This is a genomic window from Streptomyces sp. NPDC050433, assembly GCF_044458565.1.
In the GTDB taxonomy this organism is placed as follows: Bacteria; Actinomycetota; Actinomycetes; order Streptomycetales; family Streptomycetaceae; genus Streptomyces.
Genome location: NZ_JBITIB010000009.1, coordinates 236,259 through 255,962, shown reverse-complemented (window position 1 = coordinate 255,962; position 19,704 = coordinate 236,259). Strand labels below are relative to the sequence as shown.

General features: G+C 69.2%; 14 protein-coding genes. All 14 read right to left on the bottom strand.

The genetic code is table 11. The annotated features are described in order from the left end of the window. Positions 1-3: 3 nt before the first annotated feature. The 14 genes from ACIBLA_RS13965 to ACIBLA_RS13900 all read right to left on the bottom strand — a co-directional run bounded on the left by ACIBLA_RS13965 (position 4) and on the right by ACIBLA_RS13900 (position 19,694). Positions 4-543 carry a phage baseplate assembly protein V gene (locus tag ACIBLA_RS13965; RefSeq protein ID WP_363245689.1) on the bottom strand — a complete coding sequence of 180 codons (540 nt, stop codon included), beginning with the start codon at positions 541-543 and terminating at the stop codon, positions 4-6. A gap of 61 nt (positions 544-604) precedes the next feature. Beyond that, positions 605-1,744 (bottom strand): hypothetical protein, encoded by a 1,140-nt coding sequence (locus ACIBLA_RS13960; protein WP_399198659.1) that lies wholly within the window; start codon positions 1,742-1,744, stop codon positions 605-607. Then, positions 1,737-2,108, bottom strand: a complete 372-nt coding sequence (locus ACIBLA_RS13955; protein ID WP_363245691.1) for a hypothetical protein — start codon at positions 2,106-2,108, stop codon at positions 1,737-1,739. The genes ACIBLA_RS13960 and ACIBLA_RS13955 overlap by 8 nt, the downstream gene beginning before the upstream one ends. A 21-nt stretch (positions 2,109-2,129) precedes the next feature. Continuing rightward, the gene (locus ACIBLA_RS13950; RefSeq protein WP_363245692.1) at positions 2,130-2,798 is read right to left on the bottom strand and encodes a hypothetical protein; all 669 of its coding nucleotides are present in this window, start codon (positions 2,796-2,798) and stop codon (positions 2,130-2,132) included. Between the two features lie 6 nt (positions 2,799-2,804). Further along, entirely contained in the window at positions 2,805-3,404 is a 600-nt protein-coding gene (locus ACIBLA_RS13945; RefSeq protein ID WP_399198658.1) for a HEAT repeat domain-containing protein, read from the bottom strand. A gap of 2 nt (positions 3,405-3,406) precedes the next feature. Continuing rightward, on the bottom strand, positions 3,407-9,901 hold the full coding sequence (locus ACIBLA_RS13940) for a DUF4157 domain-containing protein (protein WP_399198657.1): 6,495 nt from the start codon (positions 9,899-9,901) through the stop codon (positions 3,407-3,409). Next, positions 9,898-10,245, bottom strand: coding sequence for a hypothetical protein (locus ACIBLA_RS13935; protein WP_399198655.1), 348 nt, complete (start codon positions 10,243-10,245; stop codon positions 9,898-9,900). Before ACIBLA_RS13935 ends, ACIBLA_RS13940 begins: the two co-directional genes overlap by 4 nt. Further along, positions 10,236-12,209 carry an ATP-binding protein gene (locus tag ACIBLA_RS13930; protein WP_399198654.1) on the bottom strand — a complete coding sequence of 658 codons (1,974 nt, stop codon included), beginning with the start codon at positions 12,207-12,209 and terminating at the stop codon, positions 10,236-10,238. The genes ACIBLA_RS13935 and ACIBLA_RS13930 overlap by 10 nt, the downstream gene beginning before the upstream one ends. A 33-nt stretch (positions 12,210-12,242) precedes the next feature. Then, a complete protein-coding gene (locus ACIBLA_RS13925; protein WP_363245698.1) occupies positions 12,243-13,103 on the bottom strand; it encodes a DUF4255 domain-containing protein in 861 nt (286 codons plus the stop codon). A gap of 70 nt (positions 13,104-13,173) precedes the next feature. Further along, positions 13,174-13,926, bottom strand: coding sequence for a hypothetical protein (locus ACIBLA_RS13920; RefSeq protein WP_399198653.1), 753 nt, complete (start codon positions 13,924-13,926; stop codon positions 13,174-13,176). Continuing rightward, the gene (locus tag ACIBLA_RS13915; RefSeq protein ID WP_363245700.1) at positions 13,919-14,653 is read right to left on the bottom strand and encodes a hypothetical protein; all 735 of its coding nucleotides are present in this window, start codon (positions 14,651-14,653) and stop codon (positions 13,919-13,921) included. Before ACIBLA_RS13915 ends, ACIBLA_RS13920 begins: the two co-directional genes overlap by 8 nt. Before the next feature lie 178 nt (positions 14,654-14,831). Further along, entirely contained in the window at positions 14,832-15,356 is a 525-nt protein-coding gene (locus ACIBLA_RS13910) for a phage tail protein (protein ID WP_363245701.1), read from the bottom strand. 34 nt (positions 15,357-15,390) lie between these two features. Then, positions 15,391-17,256: a phage tail sheath subtilisin-like domain-containing protein gene (locus ACIBLA_RS13905; RefSeq protein ID WP_363245702.1), complete on the bottom strand. Its 1,866-nt coding sequence runs from the start codon at positions 17,254-17,256 to the stop codon at positions 15,391-15,393. Between the two features lie 629 nt (positions 17,257-17,885). Next, the gene (locus ACIBLA_RS13900) at positions 17,886-19,694 is read right to left on the bottom strand and encodes a glycoside hydrolase family 15 protein (RefSeq protein WP_363245720.1); all 1,809 of its coding nucleotides are present in this window, start codon (positions 19,692-19,694) and stop codon (positions 17,886-17,888) included. Positions 19,695-19,704: the final 10 nt, after the last annotated feature.

Sequence of the window (19,704 nt, the reverse complement as noted above, 5' to 3'; positions counted from 1 at the left end):
GTTCTATCGCTGGGACGTGACGGTCAACTGGCCCTCGTTCACGTCCACTTGGTTGCCGCGCAGGATGACCTCCGCACCGAGGCCGTTCGAGATCACGATGGTTTCCTTGGTGATCCGGATGTACGCCCCGCCCTGGGCCTGCAACAGAATTCCCTGCTCAGGGCCGGGCGTGTCGTTCATGACGAGCTTGTGCGCCTGCGGTGTCTGCACGACGACGGGCTTGTCGGCAGAGTTGGCCTGGAGCTCACGCCGCGCATCGGGCGGGAGCTCGTCGGCGGCCCCGTACCAGCACCCGGTCCACACGGGAAAGCTGGGATCCCCCTGCTCGAACTCCACCCACACGCCCGCGCCCGGCGCCGGCACCACGAACTGCCCCGACTCGGGCCCCGTGAACGGCAGGCAGGGCAGCGCCCAGGTGGACGGCTCGTCGCCGAGGACGTCCGGGACCTCGGCGGTGATACGTCCGATGCGCAGCGGGTCGTCGTTGCTGACGACCCGGCCGCGGAACTTCCCGAGAAACCGGTCCTTCGGTCCTGTGACCATGGTGCGGTGCTCCTGTGTCTCTCCGCGTCTTCTGACGAGCCGATGGGGCCGGCCTTGGGCCTCAGGGACGAACCGTGCCGCTCCGGGCGATCAGCCCCTCCCGTGACAGCGTGAAGTTCTGCCGGAACGAGCCGGGACTGAGGTTCGACGTCACGGACTTCACGTAGTAGTCCCCGTCGTACGCGACTCCCGCCCCCCGGACCCCCACCAACTCCCGTGGCCGCAGCAGGTACCCGTGCCGGTTCACGTCCAGGCTCCCGGACCCGGAGATCACATCCGCCGACAGCGCGGCCCGCGCCAGCGCCTCGGCTTCCGCCTGCCCCAGCTCCTTCTTGGCCGTACCGGAGATCGTCCGGCGCTTCAGCGCCGGTGTCGGCCGGCGGCCGAGCGGCGGCCTCAGCGGGTCGATGTCCGGCTGCGCCAGCAGCCGCGTATCGCGCGTCCGGGGATCCTGCACCCGCACCTGGGGTTCCTCGCGCGCCATGCCGTCGTAGGCGAACGTGAGCTGGTCGACGGTGGAGTTGGTCTCCATGTTCACGTTCAGCGCGTGCTGCCGCTGCCCGAGCCGCTGCTCCGGCCCCCAGTAGGCGAGGGACCGCCCCGGCACGGGTCCGGGCTCCAGGTAGAAGGTGAACCCGTTGGCCTGCGCCAGCTCGTTCAGATACTGCAGATCGGTCCCGGTCTGGTAGTGAACCCGCAGATCCTGCTGGGGCGGCTGCGCGATCTGCTCCCGGATCACCCGAGGCTGGATCCCGTAATCCGCGTACTGATTCAGAATCCGGGCCGCCCGCTGGGAAGGCGCCAGATTCGGAAACCGGTCCGTCCGCTCCTCCAGATCCATGAGCAGCGTCAGATCCTCCCCGGTCACGGTGAGCGTGGACTGCCCCGGCCGATTGCTCGCCCCCACCTCCTGACGGACGATCAGCCCGTCCAGCAGCACCCGAGGCGTCCCCTTCACCGACACGGTCACGATCACCCGGGTCTTGGGATCAAAGAACCCCTCAGGCAGCAGCCTCTTCGCGATCGCCCCGCTCTTGCTCAGATCGAAGGCCATCTGGAACCCGCTGCGTTCCCCCGCCGTCATCGTGATCTGGCACGACAGCAGTGCCTCCGCGACCTCCGCCGGCACGGGTCGGGTGAGCTTCGGCCCCATGTGCAGGGTGATGTGGACGGGCCCCCGCCCGATCGGCTCGTCAGGCATGGCCGGCCCCCGGGAACACCCCCGGCACCGGCACGGCGATGCGCTGCCCCGGCTCCGCCGTCAACTCGGCCGGATCGAGCACCGGGTTGGCGTCGGCGATCCGCCACCACTGCTCCGGATCCCCGAAGTACCACTGCCCGAGGTGGTCGGCCCGCTCCCCACTGCTGACGGTGTGCGTGGACGCGTCCTCGGTCGCATCGTGCTCCAGCGGCGGCAGCAACCGCCGCTTGACGTATCGGACCTCCGTCCCGTCGTTCTGCACATGCACCCCGATCTCGGCATCGTGGTACCGGCTCGACCGCGGGTACGGATGCGCCCCCGGTATGCCGTCCAGCGCGCTCTCGTACGGCTCAGTGCTGGCCATGCTTCTTGACTCCCCCCGCTCTTACCGACTGCCAACGCGGCGGCGTCCCCGCCCGAACCCGGATGCCCCGAGTCCGCCACCCCCGGCCATCCCGGCCAACCGCTCCTTCTGCGCCAGGTGCGCCAGATACAGCTCCGCCCCGCGATGCTCGGCCGGCAGGTCGCTCACCGACAGCACCTTCATCCCGATGTTGAGCGAGGCCCGCATCGGGTTGAGGTTCACATCGAACGCCGACTCACTGATCGACAGCTCAGTCAGCCGCACCGGCATCACTCGCTTGCTCCCCCAGGTGAAGAGGGTCAGCGGCATCTCGATGGGGCTGATCTCGATGGTCCCCTTCTTCGCCTCCCGCGTGGCCTCCCGTAGTTGAGCCGTCGTCGGATGCACCAACATCTCCAGCGCGGCAAGCTGCGGGTGAATCCCGTCCGGCGCCGCCAGCTCGAGCTGATCGGTCGAGTCGATCTCAGCGGTAAAGGTCCAGGTCTCCTCGGCGGGCCCCTTGAGCCGCAACGCCTCGTTCCGGTCCCCCTCCCCTTCCCCCTCACCTCCTGCGGCCTGCGGCGCGAGGGATCGTTCGAGGGTGTCCGGGTTGAACTGCAGCACGATGACCCGCTGCGGGGTGCCCAGTTCGGGGTCCACAACGACGATCCCGGACCGGATTGGCTTGGGTATGTCCGCGTACCGTGTCATGTCCAGCTACCTCGCTTCCCTCAGTCTCGACAGGATGGCAGCCGCTTCATCCCGAATGATGCCATTCGACTCCGCTTCAACAAGCGAAGCCAGCCTCTCTCGATATTCTGGCCAATCCGAATACCCCATGGCCCAGATCGCTGCGCGACGCACATCTGGCGATTCGCTCTGCGCAGCTCCCACCACTCGGTCAGCGATGGAACTATCCACCGCCAAAGGTGACACCACACCAAGAAGGCGAACAGCACGCACTCGATCAGCCACGTAGACACTTGAATCGAATTTGAGAACTGCTTCTCCCGCAGACCAACAGTCCAGGCCTGACACGATCACATCGAGGTAACTTTCTGACTCAAATTCAGACTGTCCGACCACGACAACATATCGCTCCCCCATAAAGTCATCCACGATGTAATGAAAGGCGAACCCCTCACCAATACGCCACTTCTTCTCGAAAAAAATCCCTTCTTCGGGATCTCTATTCACGACCCCAGCAACAGCCCAGTTACGGGAACCTGCAAAGTTATTGACATCCTCAATGGCGACGTGATCCTTGAGCGCAAGTCGCCGACTACTACTCCACTCCACACTCATAACGTCTGACATCCTCACACCTTCAGGCCGTAGATACGGTGTATTTTACCCCTAATCTCCCCGAACAGCTCCTTCTTCCCTTGCTCTTCCGTACCACCGCCAGAAAAGTCCAAATTAAGAGTACTCGCCCACGCTTTCAGGAAGTCCACCTCCCTTTGCGCCTCGCGCTGAGCACCTCGCGACATCTGCACCGCTCCCGGCTTATCTGCCTCTTTTTGAGCGACATCCGACCACGTACTTGATATATAGCTCTCTTCCCACCTCCCCATCTTCTGACGAGCATCCTTCTTCTGCTCATCAGAAACGTTATCCTTCTTTTTCGGTCTCCTATTTCGCCTCGCCTCCTGTATTTGCGCCTTGCTTACATTAAATTCGGCCTCGACATGCTTATTGAATGTGGGTCGTCGAGTCCGCGCTGTCATGGCTTGCATATCCGAGAAAGTAAGACCCTCCTCATGACTCAACTGGACCATAACGTCTGCCACCCGAGAAGGGGGAAGATCACTCTTCTGCAACCCCTTGAATATGTAGTGAAGATCGAGTTGCCGCGCCTCGCCCTGCGCACCATCTGGAGCCAAGGGGAGCTTATTGAGAGCATCATGGAGAGTAGCGATCCGTTCACCCGATGATCCCTGACCGGCCGCCTCAAGGGGGGCACTGTACGCCATTGCGCGATACACAAGATCACTGCTGGAGCGATTCTCTTCCACAGCGCCCAACGTCCTGAGAAACATAATCTGACTGGACGGAACGTTCGACGCGGCCGGATCCAATCTTCCACTCATATCGCTCAACATCGCCTGCGATACGTCGAGTTGATCCGAGCGATCTTTCCCTTCGAACATGTCCTCATATTCGTCACTCAGTAAATTCTCGGCGTTGCTGTCGAGCTGCGTCACTTTCCGGTTTCGAGGACTATCGACCCCCTGCTGAATCCGGGAACTCGCACCAGTCCCGCGGTCTGTTATATTCATCGTCTTCCCGTTCCCCAGCCTGACTTCCCTCAGCTTGCCAGGAAGACCTCCAGCCTGCGCCGACCCGGCAAAGGACATCTCATTACCGCCTGTCACTTCGACCTGAGATGCCGCCTTACTCCGGCGCTTGTGCTCCTGTACCTCAGCCGCCACTTCACGAATGAATAGAAGCAGTTCATCACGGTCTAGCTTGACACCGGCAACCGTTACTTCACTCGGATTAAGAACAGCTTCAATCTTAAATCGATCTGCCCCTTGAACGAACAGTCGAGTCAATCGATGCCAGATGCGCATTCCGGAAATCAGCGCATTGAGAACAGAGTGCTGAACACCCTTGTCGAGCGCCCTTTTGAGCTTGGGTCGGATACGGGCGACGATCTTTCGGAGGCGGGCAGCCTTGGATTCCGGTGAGTTTTCCTTCTTGCGGCGGTCGTCGCGTTGGCGGCGGCGCTCTTCGTGGCGACGCTGCTGCTGGCCGCGGAGTTGGTCGCGGCGGTTCTTGTACGCGCGGCGCATCCGGCGGGCGTCGTTGTCCAGCTTGCGGCCCGTCCTGCTCTTCTTGCCCTTGCTGCCCAGGGCCTTCTTCGCGCGGCGGTTGCGTTTGAGGGCGGCCTTGGTGGTCTTCTTGGAGCGCTTGTGGGAGCGGCCGGCCGGGGACGGCTTCCGGCGGGGCTTGTCTTTGTCCTCTTCCTTCTTGCGGTCCTTGTCCTTGTTGCGGGTGTCGTCGTCGCGGCGGTTGGTGTCGGAGTCCTTGTCCTTGCGGTTGTCGGACCCGGAGTTCTTGTCCTTGCCGTTGTCCTTGTTCTTCTGGCTGTCGTCGTCGGTGCGGTTGGTCGTGGAGGTGTTGTTCTGGGTGGACGTGGACTGACTGTTGTTGGCGGGCGGGTTGTTCTGGGGCTGGGAGTTGAGGTTCTGGTTGGCGTTGTCGGTCTGCTGCTGGGAGGCGTTGACCTCGTCGCCCTGGTCCCGCCGGTCGTCGTTGTCCGGGTTCGACGGTGACTTGTCCTTGAAGCCCTGGGCCACGCCCTTCAGGCGGTCCGTGACCTTGCCGACGTACTTGCCGATGCCGCTGACCAGCGCGTTGTAGACCATCTCGATCAGGGCGACGATGCCGGCGGCGACGGCCTTGGCGAAGGGACGGCCCGCGTTTCCGCTCTTGACGGCCTTCAGGTAGTCGATGACCAGGCCGAAGGCGCGGAGGATCTCGGAGAGGGTCTCGTACGCGGCCTTCAGAGCGTCGATGATGGCCATCACCCAGCCCGCACCGGGGATGAGTTTCGCGACGACCTTGGTGATGACCAGCTCGCCGATGATCAAGGGGAGTTGGGGCACGATGGCGGCCCAGGCCTCCTCGACGATCTCCTCGACCGTCATGCCGCCGCTGATCAGGAGATCGAAGGTCTCCTTGTCGATCCCCAGGATCTCCTGGATCTTGTCGTTGAACCACTGCTTGATCGCCGACTGGGCCTCCGGGACCAGGTGGTTCCGGGCGCCGTCCTCGGCGGAGCTGGCGGCGCCGCTGAGCCAGCCGCCGGGGTCGGCGATGATGTCGCCGGCGATCGTCATCCACTCGCCGAGGGCGTTGAGCAGGCCCATCGCGAGGTCCATCGCGCCCTTGAGGACACCCTTGACGGCGTCGACAGCCATCTCCAGGCCGGCCTTCAGGGCGTCCAGGATGTCGGTGAGGATCTGGCTGATCTGATCGAGGAGATCGTCGAGCATCTCCTTGAGCTCGTTGGCGAGATCGTTGATGAAGGCGATCGCGTCGGCGATGAGGCCGATGATGAGGTCGCGGATACGGTCGGCGATTTCCTCGATGGCTGCGAGGAGTTCACGGCCCAGTTCGACGATGGCCTCGACGAACTCCTCGAACATCTCGACGATCGAGTCGCGGACCTCCTCGATCCACCCGGTCACCGTCTCCTGGAAGTTCGTGATGAGGTCGACGACGGCCTGGCGCGCCCGCTCGAAGATGCCGACGATCGTGTTCTTGAGTTCTTCGAGCCACTGCTTGATCGCGTCGAAGGCCTTCGTTACCCAATTGCCGGAGTCGTCCTTCGCGTCGTCGCGCTCGGTCTCGGCCTCCTCGGATGCCTCGGTGCTCTCCTTCTCGATCTCCTCGTCGTCGTCCTTCTCCCGCTGCTCTACCTTGTCGTCGGTGTCCTTCTCCTCCTTGTCGATGTCCTCCCGGACCGCCTTGGACTTCTCGCCCTTCTTCGTGCCGATGTCATCGAGCTCGGCGTCCTGTTCCGTCCGCCAGTTCTCGCGGTCGGTGACGACCTCGGACTTCGCCCGCTCACGTTCGTCGGCCTGGCTCCGGGTGTTGGCGTCGACCTCGGCGCGGACGTCCTCCTCGTGCTTGCGCTGGGAGTCCTGGAAGTCCGTGTCCTTCTTCCCGCGTTCGGTGGCCAGGTCGTCCTGGCCCTTCTTGAACGCGGACTTGATCTTGGGGCCTTCCTCGTGCTCGGCCACCTCCGAGACGGCCTCCGGCGGGACGCCCTGGATCTGCGGGCCGCCACCGGACTTGGACGCGGCGCTCTTCTCCTTGCCCGCCTCGGGGACATCCGCGGTGAGGGTCTCGGGCGGGACGTCGGGATAGATCTGGTCCTCGCCGAGGGGCTGTTCCGAGTCGGCGCGGCCCTCCTCCTCGACCTGGCCGCTCTTCGAGTCGAGCTCGCCGCCCTGCTGCTCGGTGAGCCCGTCCGTCTCCCCCGCCATGCCGACACCGGGAGCCGTGCCCACCTGGGCCTGCTCCATCATCTCGTCCTCGGTGGGCAGGTCGAGGACCTTCTGGACAAGGGCGTCGGTGTCGATGACGTCACCGGCTCCGACGAGGTTGCTGCCCCAGTTGACGATGCCCGCGCCGATGGTGGTGGCGCCCGCGAGGATCTTGTCGCCGGTGCTCAGTTCGAAGTCCGCTCCCGGGAGTTCGCCCTCCGGGGCCTGGGCGCCCTCCACCTCGGCGTCCTCTGCCTCGGGGGAGTCGGTCGCACTGACGTCGCCGTCGGAGTACTCGCCGGGGGGCGCGGCGTCCGGGTCGCCGCTGAGGGTCTCCGGGGAGCCCGCCGGGCGGTCCATCGTGGGCGGGGAGTCGGCCAGGGCCTGCTGTTCGTTGCCGACGCTGGTGTTGACCGAGTTGTTCACTCCGTCCATCGCGGCCAGGGCCTGGTGCGGCTTCATTCCGGCGGCGGTGGACAGTCCGGATTCCGGATCGGAGGCGGAGAGGTCGGGGGCGGGGCCCTCCTTCTTCCGCTGTTTGCTCCGTGCCGCGGCACCCCCGCCTCCGCCCCCACCGCCTCTTCCGGGGGCGGTGGCCGGGGCGGCCTTCGCGGCGCGGGTGCCGACCGGGGCGTCTGATTCCTCCGTGGGTTCGGAGGTGTCCGACCGGCGTGGGGTGGGCCCCGGTTCGGGGGCAGCCGAGTCGGCGGGAGCGTCGGGAGTCGTGCCCGGTGCCGGGGCGTCGGCGGCAGGGGCCTCCGCGGTGTCCGGCTGGGTCGGGCCGGAGGTGGGCCCGTCCGGCTCCGCGGTGGCGGTCGCTTCGGCGGTGGGACGCGGCTGGCGGGGCCCGGGGACCGCAGCGGCCGTACGGCCGGCGGTGCCCGCGCCGCCGAGGGCCTTGGCCTGGTCCACGGAGGTGGACACGGTCTCCGGTGCCGAGGGTTCGGCCGTGGGTTGCGGGGCGGGGCCCTCTCCTCCGGCGGAGGTGTCGCTTCCCGGTTCCGCCGTTTCGGGGTCGGGGGTGGTCGGCTCCGGAGTGGTGTCCTGCGTTGTCGGGCTCGTGTCGCGGGCGCCGCCCTCGGTCCTGGGGGCCGGGGTGTCCTCGGGGGCCGGGCCGATCTCCTGGTCGAGAGGCCGATCGTCCTGCAGGTCACGGGTGGCCTGCTCGGCCGCTTCGTCCGGGAACGCGGCGTCGCTCACGTCCGCCTCGGCGTCCTCCTGGGCGGTTTCCGCCTCCCGCTGCTCCTCGACCTTGTCGGCCTTGGTGGGCGGCGGAGCCGGGAAGGTCGGGGCCTGCTGCTCGGTGCTGGAGCCCGGAGTCAGCTCGTCGGCGGTGGGGACGCCGGAGACGTCCAGGTCGGAGCTGGGGAGGAAGTCGTCGGGCTTGAGTTCGACGTCCCAGGCGCTGTTCTTCTTGGGCTCGGCGTCCTGGGCCCCTTCGGAGCCCGGGTCGGCGATGTCGGTCTCGGACAGCGCGTCCGGGTTGAGGCCGAGGGGGAGTTCGTCCTCGGCGGGCCCGTCGGACTCCTCGCCCTGGGCGCGCTCCTCGTCGCCGGTCGCGGCCTGGTCCTCGGCCTCCGTTTCCTTGCCCGGGGTGACGGATTCGGACGGGCCGTCCTTCGCCTTGTCCTCCGACTCCTGCTTCTGCTCCTCCTCGCGGGTCCTGCGCTCCTCGCGTTCGTCCTTGTCCCCAGCGGCGTCCTGCTCCTCGCTGGCCGCCTCGGACTCGGCGCTCTGCCCGGCGGACTGGCTCTCCTCAGCCCGACGCTGCCCCTGTGGAGAGGTGGAGGAGGCCGAGGACGGGGGCGCGGGGGCAGCGCCCCGCGCGGTGGCCTCGGCGGACTCCGGCTGCCGCTCCTCCTCTTCCCCGGGCTGTTGCTCCTTGTCCTGGGCCTGCTGCCCGTCCTTCTTCTTGGCGGGCTCCTCACGCTCGGGCCACTCCGGGCGGGCGGCGTCCGCCTCGCGGTAGTACTCGATCAGCTCCAGGGCGTCCGGCAGCGGCTCGGGTACGTCGGCGGGTTCGAGGTCGTGCGGGAGCGGGTCGGCCTCCTGCTCGGCCAGCCGCTCCAGCAGGCGGTCGTACTCACTGGAGAGCAGCCGTACTTCCAGCCGGTCGAGGACAAGCTCCTGCATGTACGGGGACATGCGGGACAGCTCGACGCGGACGCGGCCGGAGAGGTCGGCCGGGTCACCGCGCAGAGAGCGGAGGACACCGTTGGTCAGCCGGTCCACCAGGGTGACCGGGTCGAGGAGTTCGGCGCGGTTACGGTCGGCGTCGACGGTGGCGTAACGGAGCCAGCCGGGGGTGGCCTGGTCCGGCGCGATGTCGGGGGCCGGTTCCTCACCGCGTACGGTCTGCTGGGCGGTCTGTTCGGCCTCACGCTCGATGGGCTCGTGGGGCAGGCTGACCGCGCCCGGGTCGCGGCCCGCGCGCAGCGCGCCCAGGCCGTGCGGGTTCTGGACGGTGTGCAGGACCTCGTGGGCGAGCAGGCGCCGGCCCTCGGCCGTGCCGGGGGCATAGGCACCCTCCCGGAAGAAGATGTCCTGGCCGACGGCGACCGCGTCCGCGCCCAGCAGTCCGGTGAGCGCGCCCGCGTCCCGGTCGGTGTGCAGCCGTACCCGGCTGAGGTCCTGCCCGAGTTGCTCCTCCAGCTCCCGGCGCACGCCGGGGTCCAGCGGCAGGCCGGCTCCGCTGACGATGTCCTTCGGCTCCGGGGTGCGGGCCTTGGCGGCCCGCTCCTGCTCCCGGCGCTTGCGCCGCTTGGCGGCCTGCGCGGCCGAACGGCCGTTCTGGGCAGCGGCGTGAGTGCTGCTCATCGGCGCCCCCTGAGGTGGTCGGCGGCGCCCGGTTCCCGGCCCCGGCCGGAGAGGCCCGCGTGGACGGCCTGGGCGAGGGCCTGGCCGATCCGGGCGGGCGAGGCGGTGCGGGGCAGCGGCGCGAGCTGGGTGAGGACGTCGAGGGCACGGTCGGTGCCGTCCTCGGACAGCGGGACGCCATGGGTCTGTACCAGCCGGTTCAGTTCGGTCTGGAAGGCCGCCGAGACCAGGTCGGGGTCGGTGCCGTGGCCGAAGCCGTCGAGGGCCAGTTCGCCGATCTCCACCCGTACGGTGGTCGGCTGCTGCGGGCCGGGGCCGGGTGTCCGCGTCTCGTTCAGACCCATCCGTGGACCTCCGAGGGCGTCAGGGAGCGTTCCAGCTTCTGGTATTCGGTGCGGGCGGCGGCGAGCATGTGCCGCATCTGGAGCCGTTCGTCCTCCTCGGCGGCGAGGAAGGCGCCGGACAGCGCGATGTTGCGGATGGAGCCGCCGGCGACGGTGAGCCGGGCCAACTGCTCCGGGTCGAGGTCCTTCGTCGGGGCCTGGTCGGGCAGGACGCGGCGCCAGATCTCGGCGCGTTCGGCCGCGCCGGGGAAGGGGAAGTCGACGACGAAGCGGATGCGGCGCATGAAGGCCGGGTCGAGAGCCTTCTTCATGTTGGTGGTGAGGATGGCCAGACCCCGGTACGCCTCCATCCGCATCAGCAGGTAGCTGACCTCGAGGTTGGCGTAGCGGTCGTGGCTGTCCTTGACCTCGCTGCGGCGCCCGAAGAGGGCGTCCGCCTCGTCGAACAGGAGCAGGGCGCCGCCGCGGTCGGCGGCGTCGAAGACCTTGCGGAGGTTTTTCTCAGTCTCGCCGATGTATTTGCTGACCACCTGGGAGAGGTCGATGATGAACAGATCGAGGCCCAGCTCCTTGGCCATCACCTCGGCGGCCAGCGTCTTTCCCGTGCCGGATCCGCCCGCGAAGAGCGCGGTGACACCGAGGCCGCGGCGCAGTGTCCCGGCGAAGCCCCACTCCTGGTAGACGGTGGCGCGCCGGCGGACATGGGCGACGATCTCGCGCAGGACGCGGGTGTGCCGTTCGGCGAGGACGAGGTCGCCCCAGCCCGCCTCGGGTTCGATCCGCCGCCCCAGCTCGTCGAGGCCGATGCGGGCCTCGGTGAGCCCGGCCTGCCACAGCAGCTGGGCGGCGTCCAGTCCGTTCCCCCCGGCTCCGCCGGCGGGCAGGTCGCGGCGGACGGTGGCGGCGGCGGAGCGGACGAGGTGCGGGGGAAGCTGGAACTGAGCTGTCAGGGTGCGGAGTTGGGCCGGTAGCACGTCCGGTACATCGGCGAAGGCGTCCTGCCAGAGGGCGAGGTGCTCATCTTCGCTGAGAGCGGGGACGGGCACGCGCTCCCCGCGGGTGTGGGCGCTGGGAGCCGGCTCCTGGCTGGAGACGGCGAGCGGGACTCCGGCCGAGGCGATGAACGCATCGGTGGCGGCTGCCTGTTCGCGTTCGAGTCCGCCGGTCTCCAGGAGGAGCGCGGCGGGCAGGAGGATCGCCTCTCGCTGCCACAGGCGGGCGAAGCGGTCGCGTTCCGCCGGGTCGGTGGGTACGTCCTCGGCCGCCATCGTGTAGAGACCGAGGCCGATGCCGGTGGCGGCTGCCGCGGCGATGTCGGCGCGGCTGCGGACGTCGCCGCCGACGAGCTCGACGCGGAGCGGGGCGTCGGCCCGTGGCGCGGACCAGCCCGCCCCGACTCGTGCCGCGGCCCGTTCATAGGAGGCGGGAAGAGTGTCCGGCGCCGGGGTGCGGCGCAGCATGCCGTGCAGGCGGGCGTCGAGATAAGGGGAGCCGAGCAGGAAGTGGAGGATGCGCTCGTCGAGCCGGAGCCTGGTCGTGGTGAGCCGGGACTCGTCGTCCAGCTCGATCAGCCGCCAGCGACGCAGCGGGGCGACGGGGGTGAGGGCGCTCCAGTGTGGTTCGGTCAGGGCTGCCAGGGCCAGGGCGAAGGTGGGGTGAGCACGGTCCGGGTCCCCGGTGGCTGCGGCGCACCGGGTCGTGGTGCTGGGGTCGAGCTCGGCGGCGGCGGTGAGCAGGATGACGTCGCGTTCGAAGGAGCTCAGGCTGAAGCAGGCGGTGAGGGCTTCCAGAGCGGGCGGTGCGGGGGCGGCCGTCAGGGGCGCGCCGTCATCGTCGCCGTCGCTGTCGCCGCTGCGGGCGGCCAGCCGGTCGAGGCGCGCGAGGACGGCGCGCACGGCCCCGGTCAGAGCCGTGCCGTCCGCCCCGGGCCCGGTTGTCCGTGCGGTGCCCTGATGGGTGTTCATACCGTCGTCTCCCCCCGCTGTACGCACGGTGCTTCAGCTCTCCTGGTCCTTGGCCGCAGCGGATCCGGCGGCATCGGATCCGGCCGCATCGGATCCACTGGTCCCGGACGGCTTGCGGGAACGAGTCGGGCCGGCCTTCTTCCTGGCGGTGGCTGTCTTCGCGGCAGCCTTCCTCGCCGGTTGAGCCTTCCTCGCCGGCTGTGCTGTCTTCTCCGGTGGCGCCTTCTCGGCAGCGGTGGCCGCCGGAACAGGGCCCTGCGCTCCCGGCGGCACCGGGACGTCGAGGGCGCCGAAGGGCAGGGCGCGGACGGTGTGTTCCTCCACCGGCTTGGCCGGGACAGGCTTCTCCCTGCCCTCGATCAGCACCAGTGACCCCTGGTAGCCGACCGAGAGCGAGTACGGGGTCTGGTGGAGCATTCCCCAGAGCTTGGAGGTCTCGTCGATGTCCAGCTGAGTGGGGGTGAACCTCACCCGTTGCTCCGAGTCGCCCAGGTCGCTGCCGGCCAGGTACGGCCGTTCGCCTGCCGCCGCGATCACGTCAGCCGGGAGGACGGGGATTTCATGCAGTGTTCGCACGACGCAGCCGATCAGCCGCTGGCCGACCAGTTCGTTCTCCTCGCCATAGGCGCTGATCACGTAGTGCAGGTCGATGGCGGCTGCCGGGCGCTTGACCAGGGCGCCCTGGGAACTGCGGGTGGGCAGGTCGTTGTTGCGCAGGGAGGCGTTGGGGGTGACCTGGTAGAGAAAGACGGTGATGGTCGGGTCGGTGGGCGGCTCGGCCGGTGGCTTGCGGGTCTCCACGGAGACCGCCATGTCGATCTCGGGCCGCAGGCTGTTCTCGATCAACAGCGCCAGAGCCTGGGTGACATGGGCGATGGCGAGAGCGTTGCTCATGGTGTCGGTTCCTCGGTCCCTCTCGTCCTGCTCATCCGTCTCGTCCGTTCGGTATGGCGGTCCGTGCCGCTCACTCGCGTCCCCGTCCCAGGTACTCCGCCAGGCTCACCGTGGTCTCCGGCCGCCCAGTGGCCCGCTGCCGCTGTCGGCCGCCGCTCTGGGGCGTTCCGGCCGCCGTCACCTCAAGCCGCCCGATCTGCACCCGCACCACCCGCTCGGTCCCGCGCCCGGGGCGCCGGGCCGCGGCCTGCCGTACGGCGTCCCGGGCCTCCGCCGTGTCCGCGGCACTGGGCCGCAGGAGGGTGGACAGGGCGGGGGAATCCGCGTCCCTGCCCGGGGGGATGGGCACGGGCGCCGCGTGCGGGGAGGTGTCCCGCTGGGGGATCCCCCGTACTGCCGTGCGGCGCGCGGCGTCGGGGACCGGCCGCGGACCGGGCGTGAGCGGCGCGGCGGGCCGCAGCAGCGACACCTCCGGAACGGCGGGCGCGGCGGGGCGGGCTGCGGCGTCGTGCGGCGCCGGGGCCCGCTCCATCCGTACGACCGACCGCTCCCGCTCGGTGCGAACCTCGTGAACGGCCGGGTGCGCCGTGTTCTCCCGCGGCGCCGGAGAGGGAGTGGAGAGGGGCCGCAAGGGCTCGGCCTCGTCCGGATCGGGGGCCGTGCCCCGGACCGACTCGATCCGTTCGAACGGCCCCGCCAGCCGGGGCCGGACGCGTGCCACGCCGGGGCGCGGCGCGGCGGCCGGCGCGTGCCGGGCGAGCAGCCGGTCGAGGAAGTCGGGCGCCGGGAGGCCACCCGGCCGGTCTCCGGAACGGTCAGACATCCGCACACAGCTCCAGGTAGTAGCGGCGCCGCAGCGGGCTGAGCGCCAGGATCTCCGGCTCGCTCCAGCCGTACGCGGTGGCGAGCAGATGGACGTCCAGGAGCAAGTCACGTGCCCAGGCGTCCAGTTCGGTCCACAGGTAGGAGGCGATGTCCAGCTCGGCCCGGGTGGCCGCGCCGCACTCGGGGCAAGCGATGCTGAGCGTCACGTCGGCGCCCGGGTCCGCCGCCTCGACCGCCTCGGCGATCCGGCGCTGCACGGCGGCGGGCAGTTCCTCGGCCGTAACCGGGGCTCCGTCCCTCGCAGCCGTCACGAGGCATCGGACGAGCAGCGCCCCGCGCGGGTCGGCGGCCCGGGCCGCGGCTGTCAGGTCGGCGACGCCGGGCACCCGGAACTCGGCCTCCCAGCCGTGCTCGGTGATCCGCACCACCGGCTCGCCGCGTACGGCCAGGCTCTGGGCGAACTCCCCGGCGTCCAGCTCGAACTCCATGTCCTCGCCGCACGCGCCGCATTCCAGGCGCACCTGCATGCACTCGCCGAACAAGGCCCGGCGCAGCGCGAACAGGTCCGACTCGCGCTCGCCCACCGGCAGCGACAGAATCGCCTCCGGCTCGCCGCCCAGGTCCGGGCGGGCGGCGCGGTGCAGCAGCAGGGCACGCCCAGCCGGTGCCCGCCCGAGCCCGGCTTCCCAGGTGGCCAGGAAGTCGGCCGCCCGAGTGATCGCCATGTCCTCCCCCGATTCTCGCGTCTTTCGTCAGATCGTCTGCCGCCAGGGCCTGTTGGGAAGATCCTGAACGCCCCGCGACGCGCTCCCCGGGTAAGCCGGCTTCTCGCGAGCGGGCAGTGCCTCGACAGCGCCGCGGGACCTGCCCTCCGGCCGGAGGGCAGGCCTTCCGCAACAGGCCCTACGCCGGATTCAGGAACGAGGGCTCCTCCGGCTCGGGCACCTCGTAGTCCCGCTCCCAGCCCTCGCATTCGAGCTTCAGGCTCTGGATCGCCACCGCGTTGGCGTTGGCGTCCAGTTCCCCCAGCACCTGGTACTCACTGGGCCAGGTCCGGTACAGCTTGTGCGAGACGGCGACCTGGCCGGCCTCGTTGAGGACCTGGATCACGAGGTCCTTGCGGAAGTCGGCGAGGGACACCTCGGAGCCGAGGCCCGCCCCGACCTGCCAGACCTTGTTGGCCCAGCGGTCGAACTCGGGGTCGTGGGTGACCCCGCGCTCCAGCGTGACGCCCTCGAACTCGGAGCGTCCCGGTGACAGGCGCGGGGAGCTGGGGTCGCCGCCGTGGCGGTGTTTGACGACCTCCGTGGTCCGCTTGAGTGGACTGATCTTGCTGATGCCGGCGACCGTACGTCCGTCCCACAGGATCAGGAACTTGAAGTTCTTGTACGGGTCGAAGCGTTGGGCGTTGACCGTGAACTCAGCCATCGAATTCCTTCTGCTCTCCCTGGTTCCGGAGCCGCTAGAGAGCGAACTGCCCGGACGTCTGCTGGATCTTGACGACCACGAACTCGGCCGGACGGACCGGCGCGATGCCCACCAGGACGTTGACGACGCCGTTTGCCACGTCCTCGTCCGTCGTGGTCTCGCTGTCGCACTTGACGAAGTACGCCTCGCGCGGGGTGCTGCCCTTGAAAGCGCCCTGGCGGAAGAGCGTGTGCAGGTACGAGGAGGCGCCGAGGCGGATCTGCTGCCACAGACTCTCGTCGTTGGGCTCGAACACGACCCACTGCAGCCCGCGTTGGAGACTCTCCTCGACGTGCAGCGCGAGCCGCCGCACGGGCACGTACTTCCACGCGCTGTCGAGGGCGTCGGAGCCCTCCAGCGTGCGCGCGCCCCACACCAGCGGGCCGGCCAGCGGGAACGTGCGCAGGCAGTTCACGCCGAGCGGGTTGAGCAGCCCCGTCTCACGGTCCGTCAGGTCGACGGTCAGCGAGTGCACTCCGACGAGCTGTGCCTCCGTACCGGCCGGCGCCTTCCAGACACCGCGCTCGGAGTCGGTGCGCGCGATGACGCCGGCGACCGCGCCGGACGGCGGGAAGGCGCGCAGCCGCCCGGTGAGCGGGTCGGTGAGCTGCAGGTGCGGGAAGTACAGGCCGGCGTGGTTGCCGCGCACGACGTCGAAGGCGGACAGGCCCGCCCGCGCCGAGTCCACGCTCACCCAGGTGCTGGGCGCGTCGACCAGCAGGAATATCCGCCGCTCCTCGCAGAGCCGCTGAGCGGCGGACACGACGGTGAGCGTGTCCTCGGTCCGCTCGTACGACGCCACCTCCGGCAGCGACAGCAGGTTGACGTCGGCGACCCCGCGCAGCGCCTGGATGCCGGTCTTGTCGGCCTCGGAGCCGATGAGATCGCGCGGGCCGGGGGCCTCGCCGTCCTCGCCGCCCTCCAGCGGGAACACCGGCGGGTTGACCGAGGCCTCCAGGCCGAGGTCGTTGGCGCACTCGCCGAGGAAGCGGACGACGTCCTCGGGGTCGGTGGAGCCCGCGACGACCTGGATACGCCGGCCGAACGCGGTGACCTCGGCGCCCGCGAAGGCCCGCTTGCCCGGCGCGTCGGGCAGCGCCCGGAGCTTGCGCTCCAGATGCAGCGCCAACTCGGCGACGGATGACGGGGCTTCGCCGTCGCAGTCGGGGTCGTAGAGCGTGAACTCGCGCTCCACGTCACCGATCTTCACCGTCAGGTCGACGGCCAGGTCGGGCAGTTCGTGACCGAATGGTTTGGAGACGGTGCCGGACGGGTCGGGGCGCCCCTCGCCCACGGCGTCGACGCGGATGAGGCGCGACCCGGCGTTGATCACGGTGGGCGCGTGGCTCGCGCTGCCAGTGTCCATGGACAGGCCGGCGAAGCTCTCGCGGGCGTCGCCCTTGGCGTCGTACACCCGCAGGTTGAAGGTCTCGTCGGGGCAGGGCGTGTCGTAGTCGACGGCGACGCGAAGACCGTTGCCCCACACTCCGGGTTCCTTGGCGTGGACCTCCAGCACACGGCTCTCGCTGCGGCCCTCGGTGGACTCCAGGACGACACACGCGGCCTTGCCGCTGCGCGCCTTGGCGACCCGGACGATCACGGCGACGGAGCCGCCGTTGCCGAAGAACTGGTGCACCGCGTAGGCGAGCGGGCTCCGCGCGCTCAGCCCCCCGAAGCGCCGCTCGAACTCGGCGAATCCGGTGACGCGCACCGGCTCGTTCAGCGGCCCGCGCCGGGTGTGCCCCACGAACGCGGTCACCGAGGTGGTCACGGCGGAGATGGCGCGGGTGCTGCTGGGAAGTTCTTCGACGTAGACGCCCGGGTAAGTCGGCCTCGCGGCGCTCACGGCATTCGTCGGCATTCCCCCTCCTATCCCTTCTCAGGCACCGGGTGAAGGCACCGGGTGAAGGCATCAGGAGACGGCAGAGGAAGAGGTCTTGGGAAAGACGCGCGGAGGTGTTCCGACGTGCCCTGTCGCGTCGGTCCGCGTACCCGTATCAGTTCCCCCGTCAGTGCCCCGGACGGACGGCCGCCCGGGTCCAGCACACACTTGCTTGTGACTCCTGATGCTCAAGTACGCGTCCATCGTTGGGAGTTGGGCGTTATGGGAGCAAGGAGCGTTCACGCCAGGGGGGAAGGAGATCTGGTGAAGAGACCTGGGTTATCTGCACGCGATGCGTACGTGTCGCGGCGGGTGATTCACAAATCTCACACAGGGGATGGTGCAGTGGAAGGCAACCCAAGTCCGGACGTACGTCGCAATTCCGGCGCGGGTGCGCCGTTGCCCCGGTACGCCGGTGCTCCCGCCCGCGCGCTCTCGCGGAGACGTACGAGGAATGGCGTGGCTGATTCCACCGGGGTCGGGCCGTGGTCGGCCCGTGGCACCGACAGTCGAAACGCCGAGGGAACCGCGGATCACCGTGGACCGCGGGAGAGAGAAATCCCGGATGCGCTGTCCGATCGGACAGCACATCCGGGATTCCAGGAGCGTCAGCCTCCGTACGCCCCCGAAGCCGTCAGCCGCAACGCCGTGTCGATCAGCGGCACATGGCTGAACGCCTGCGGGAAGTTGCCGACCTGCCGCTGGAGCCGCGGGTCCCACTCCTCGGCGAGCAGCCCCAGGTCGTTACGGAGCGCCAGCAGCTTCTCGAACAGCTTGCGCGCCTCGTCGACGCGGCCGATCATCGCGAGGTCGTCGGCCAGCCAGAACGAGCAGGCCAGGAACGCGCCTTCGTCGCCCTCCAGACCGTCGACGCCCGCGTGCTCCCCCGAGGTCGGGTAGCGCAGGACGAAGCCGTCCTCCGTGGACAGCTCGCGCTGGATCGCCTCGATGGTGCCGATGACGCGCTTGTCGTCCGGCGGCAGGAAGCCCATCTGCGGGATGAGCAGGAGCGAGGCGTCGAGTTCCTTGGAGCCGTACGACTGCGTGAAGGTGTTGCGCTCCTTGTCGTAACCCTTCTCGCACACGTCGTGGTGGATGTCGTCGCGCATCTCGCGCCAGCGCTCCAGCGGGCCGTCCGCGTCGCCGGACTCGATCAGCTTGATCGTCCGGTCGACCGCGACCCAGGCCATCACCTTCGAGTGCACGAAGTGGCGGCGCGGGCCGCGCACCTCCCAGATGCCCTCGTCCGGCTGGTCCCAGTGGCGTTCCAGATACTCGATCAGCTTGAGCTGGAGCAGCGAGGCGTAGTCGTTGCGCGCCAGGCCCGTCATGTGCGCCAGATGCAGGGCCTCGGTGACCTCGCCGTACACGTCGAGCTGGAGTTGGTGCGCCGCGCCGTTGCCGACCCGGACGGGGCCCGAACCCTCGTACCCGGGCAGCCAGTCCAGCTCCGCCTCGCCCAGTTCGCGCTCACCCGCGATCCCGTACATGATCTGCAGATTCTCGGGGTCGCCCGCGACGGCGCGCAGCAGCCATTCGCGCCAGGCGCGGGCCTCTTCGCGGTAGCCGGTGCGCAGCAGCGAGGAGAGGGTGATGGCGGCGTCGCGCAGCCAGGTGTAGCGGTAGTCCCAGTTCCGTACGCCCCCGATCTCCTCGGGCAGCGATGTCGTGGGCGCGGCGACGATGCCGCCGGTCGGCGCGTACGTCAGGGCCTTGAGGGTGATCAGCGAGCGGACGACGGCCTCGCGGTAGGGACCGTGGTACGTGCAGTGCTCGACCCACTCGCGCCAGAAGTCCGAGGTCGCCTCCAGCGATCCCTCCGGGTCCGGCAGCGCGGGCGGCTGCCGGTGCGAGGGCTGCCAGCTGATGGTGAAGGCGACGCGGTCGCCGGGCGCCACGGTGAAGTCGGAGTACGTCGTCAGGTTCTTGCCGTACGTGTCCGCCTCGGTGTCGAGCCAGATCGAGTCCGGCCCGGCGACGGCGACGGTGCGGTTGTCCACCTGGTGCACCCAGGGCACCACCCGGCCGTAGCTGAAACGCATCCGCAGCGCGGAGCGCATCGGCACCCGGCCGCTGACGCCTTCCACGATCCGGATCAGCTGCGGCGCGCCGTCACGCGGAGGCATGAAATCAGTCACTCTGACCGTGCCGCGCGGCGTGTCCCACTCCGACTCCAGGATCAGGGAGTCGCCCACGTAGCGGCGCCGGTCGGCCCGCGGGGGCTCGGCTCCCGCCGGGGAGGCCGGTCCGAGCCGCCAGAAACCGTGTTCGTCGGTCCCCAGCAGCGCCGCGAACACGGCGTGCGAATCGAAGCGGGGCAGGCACAGCCAGTCGACTGTGCCGTCCCGGCAGACCAGGGCGGCGGTCTGCATGTCTCCGATGAGTGCGTAATCCTCGATGCGCCCGGCCACGTGCATCTCCAGTCGA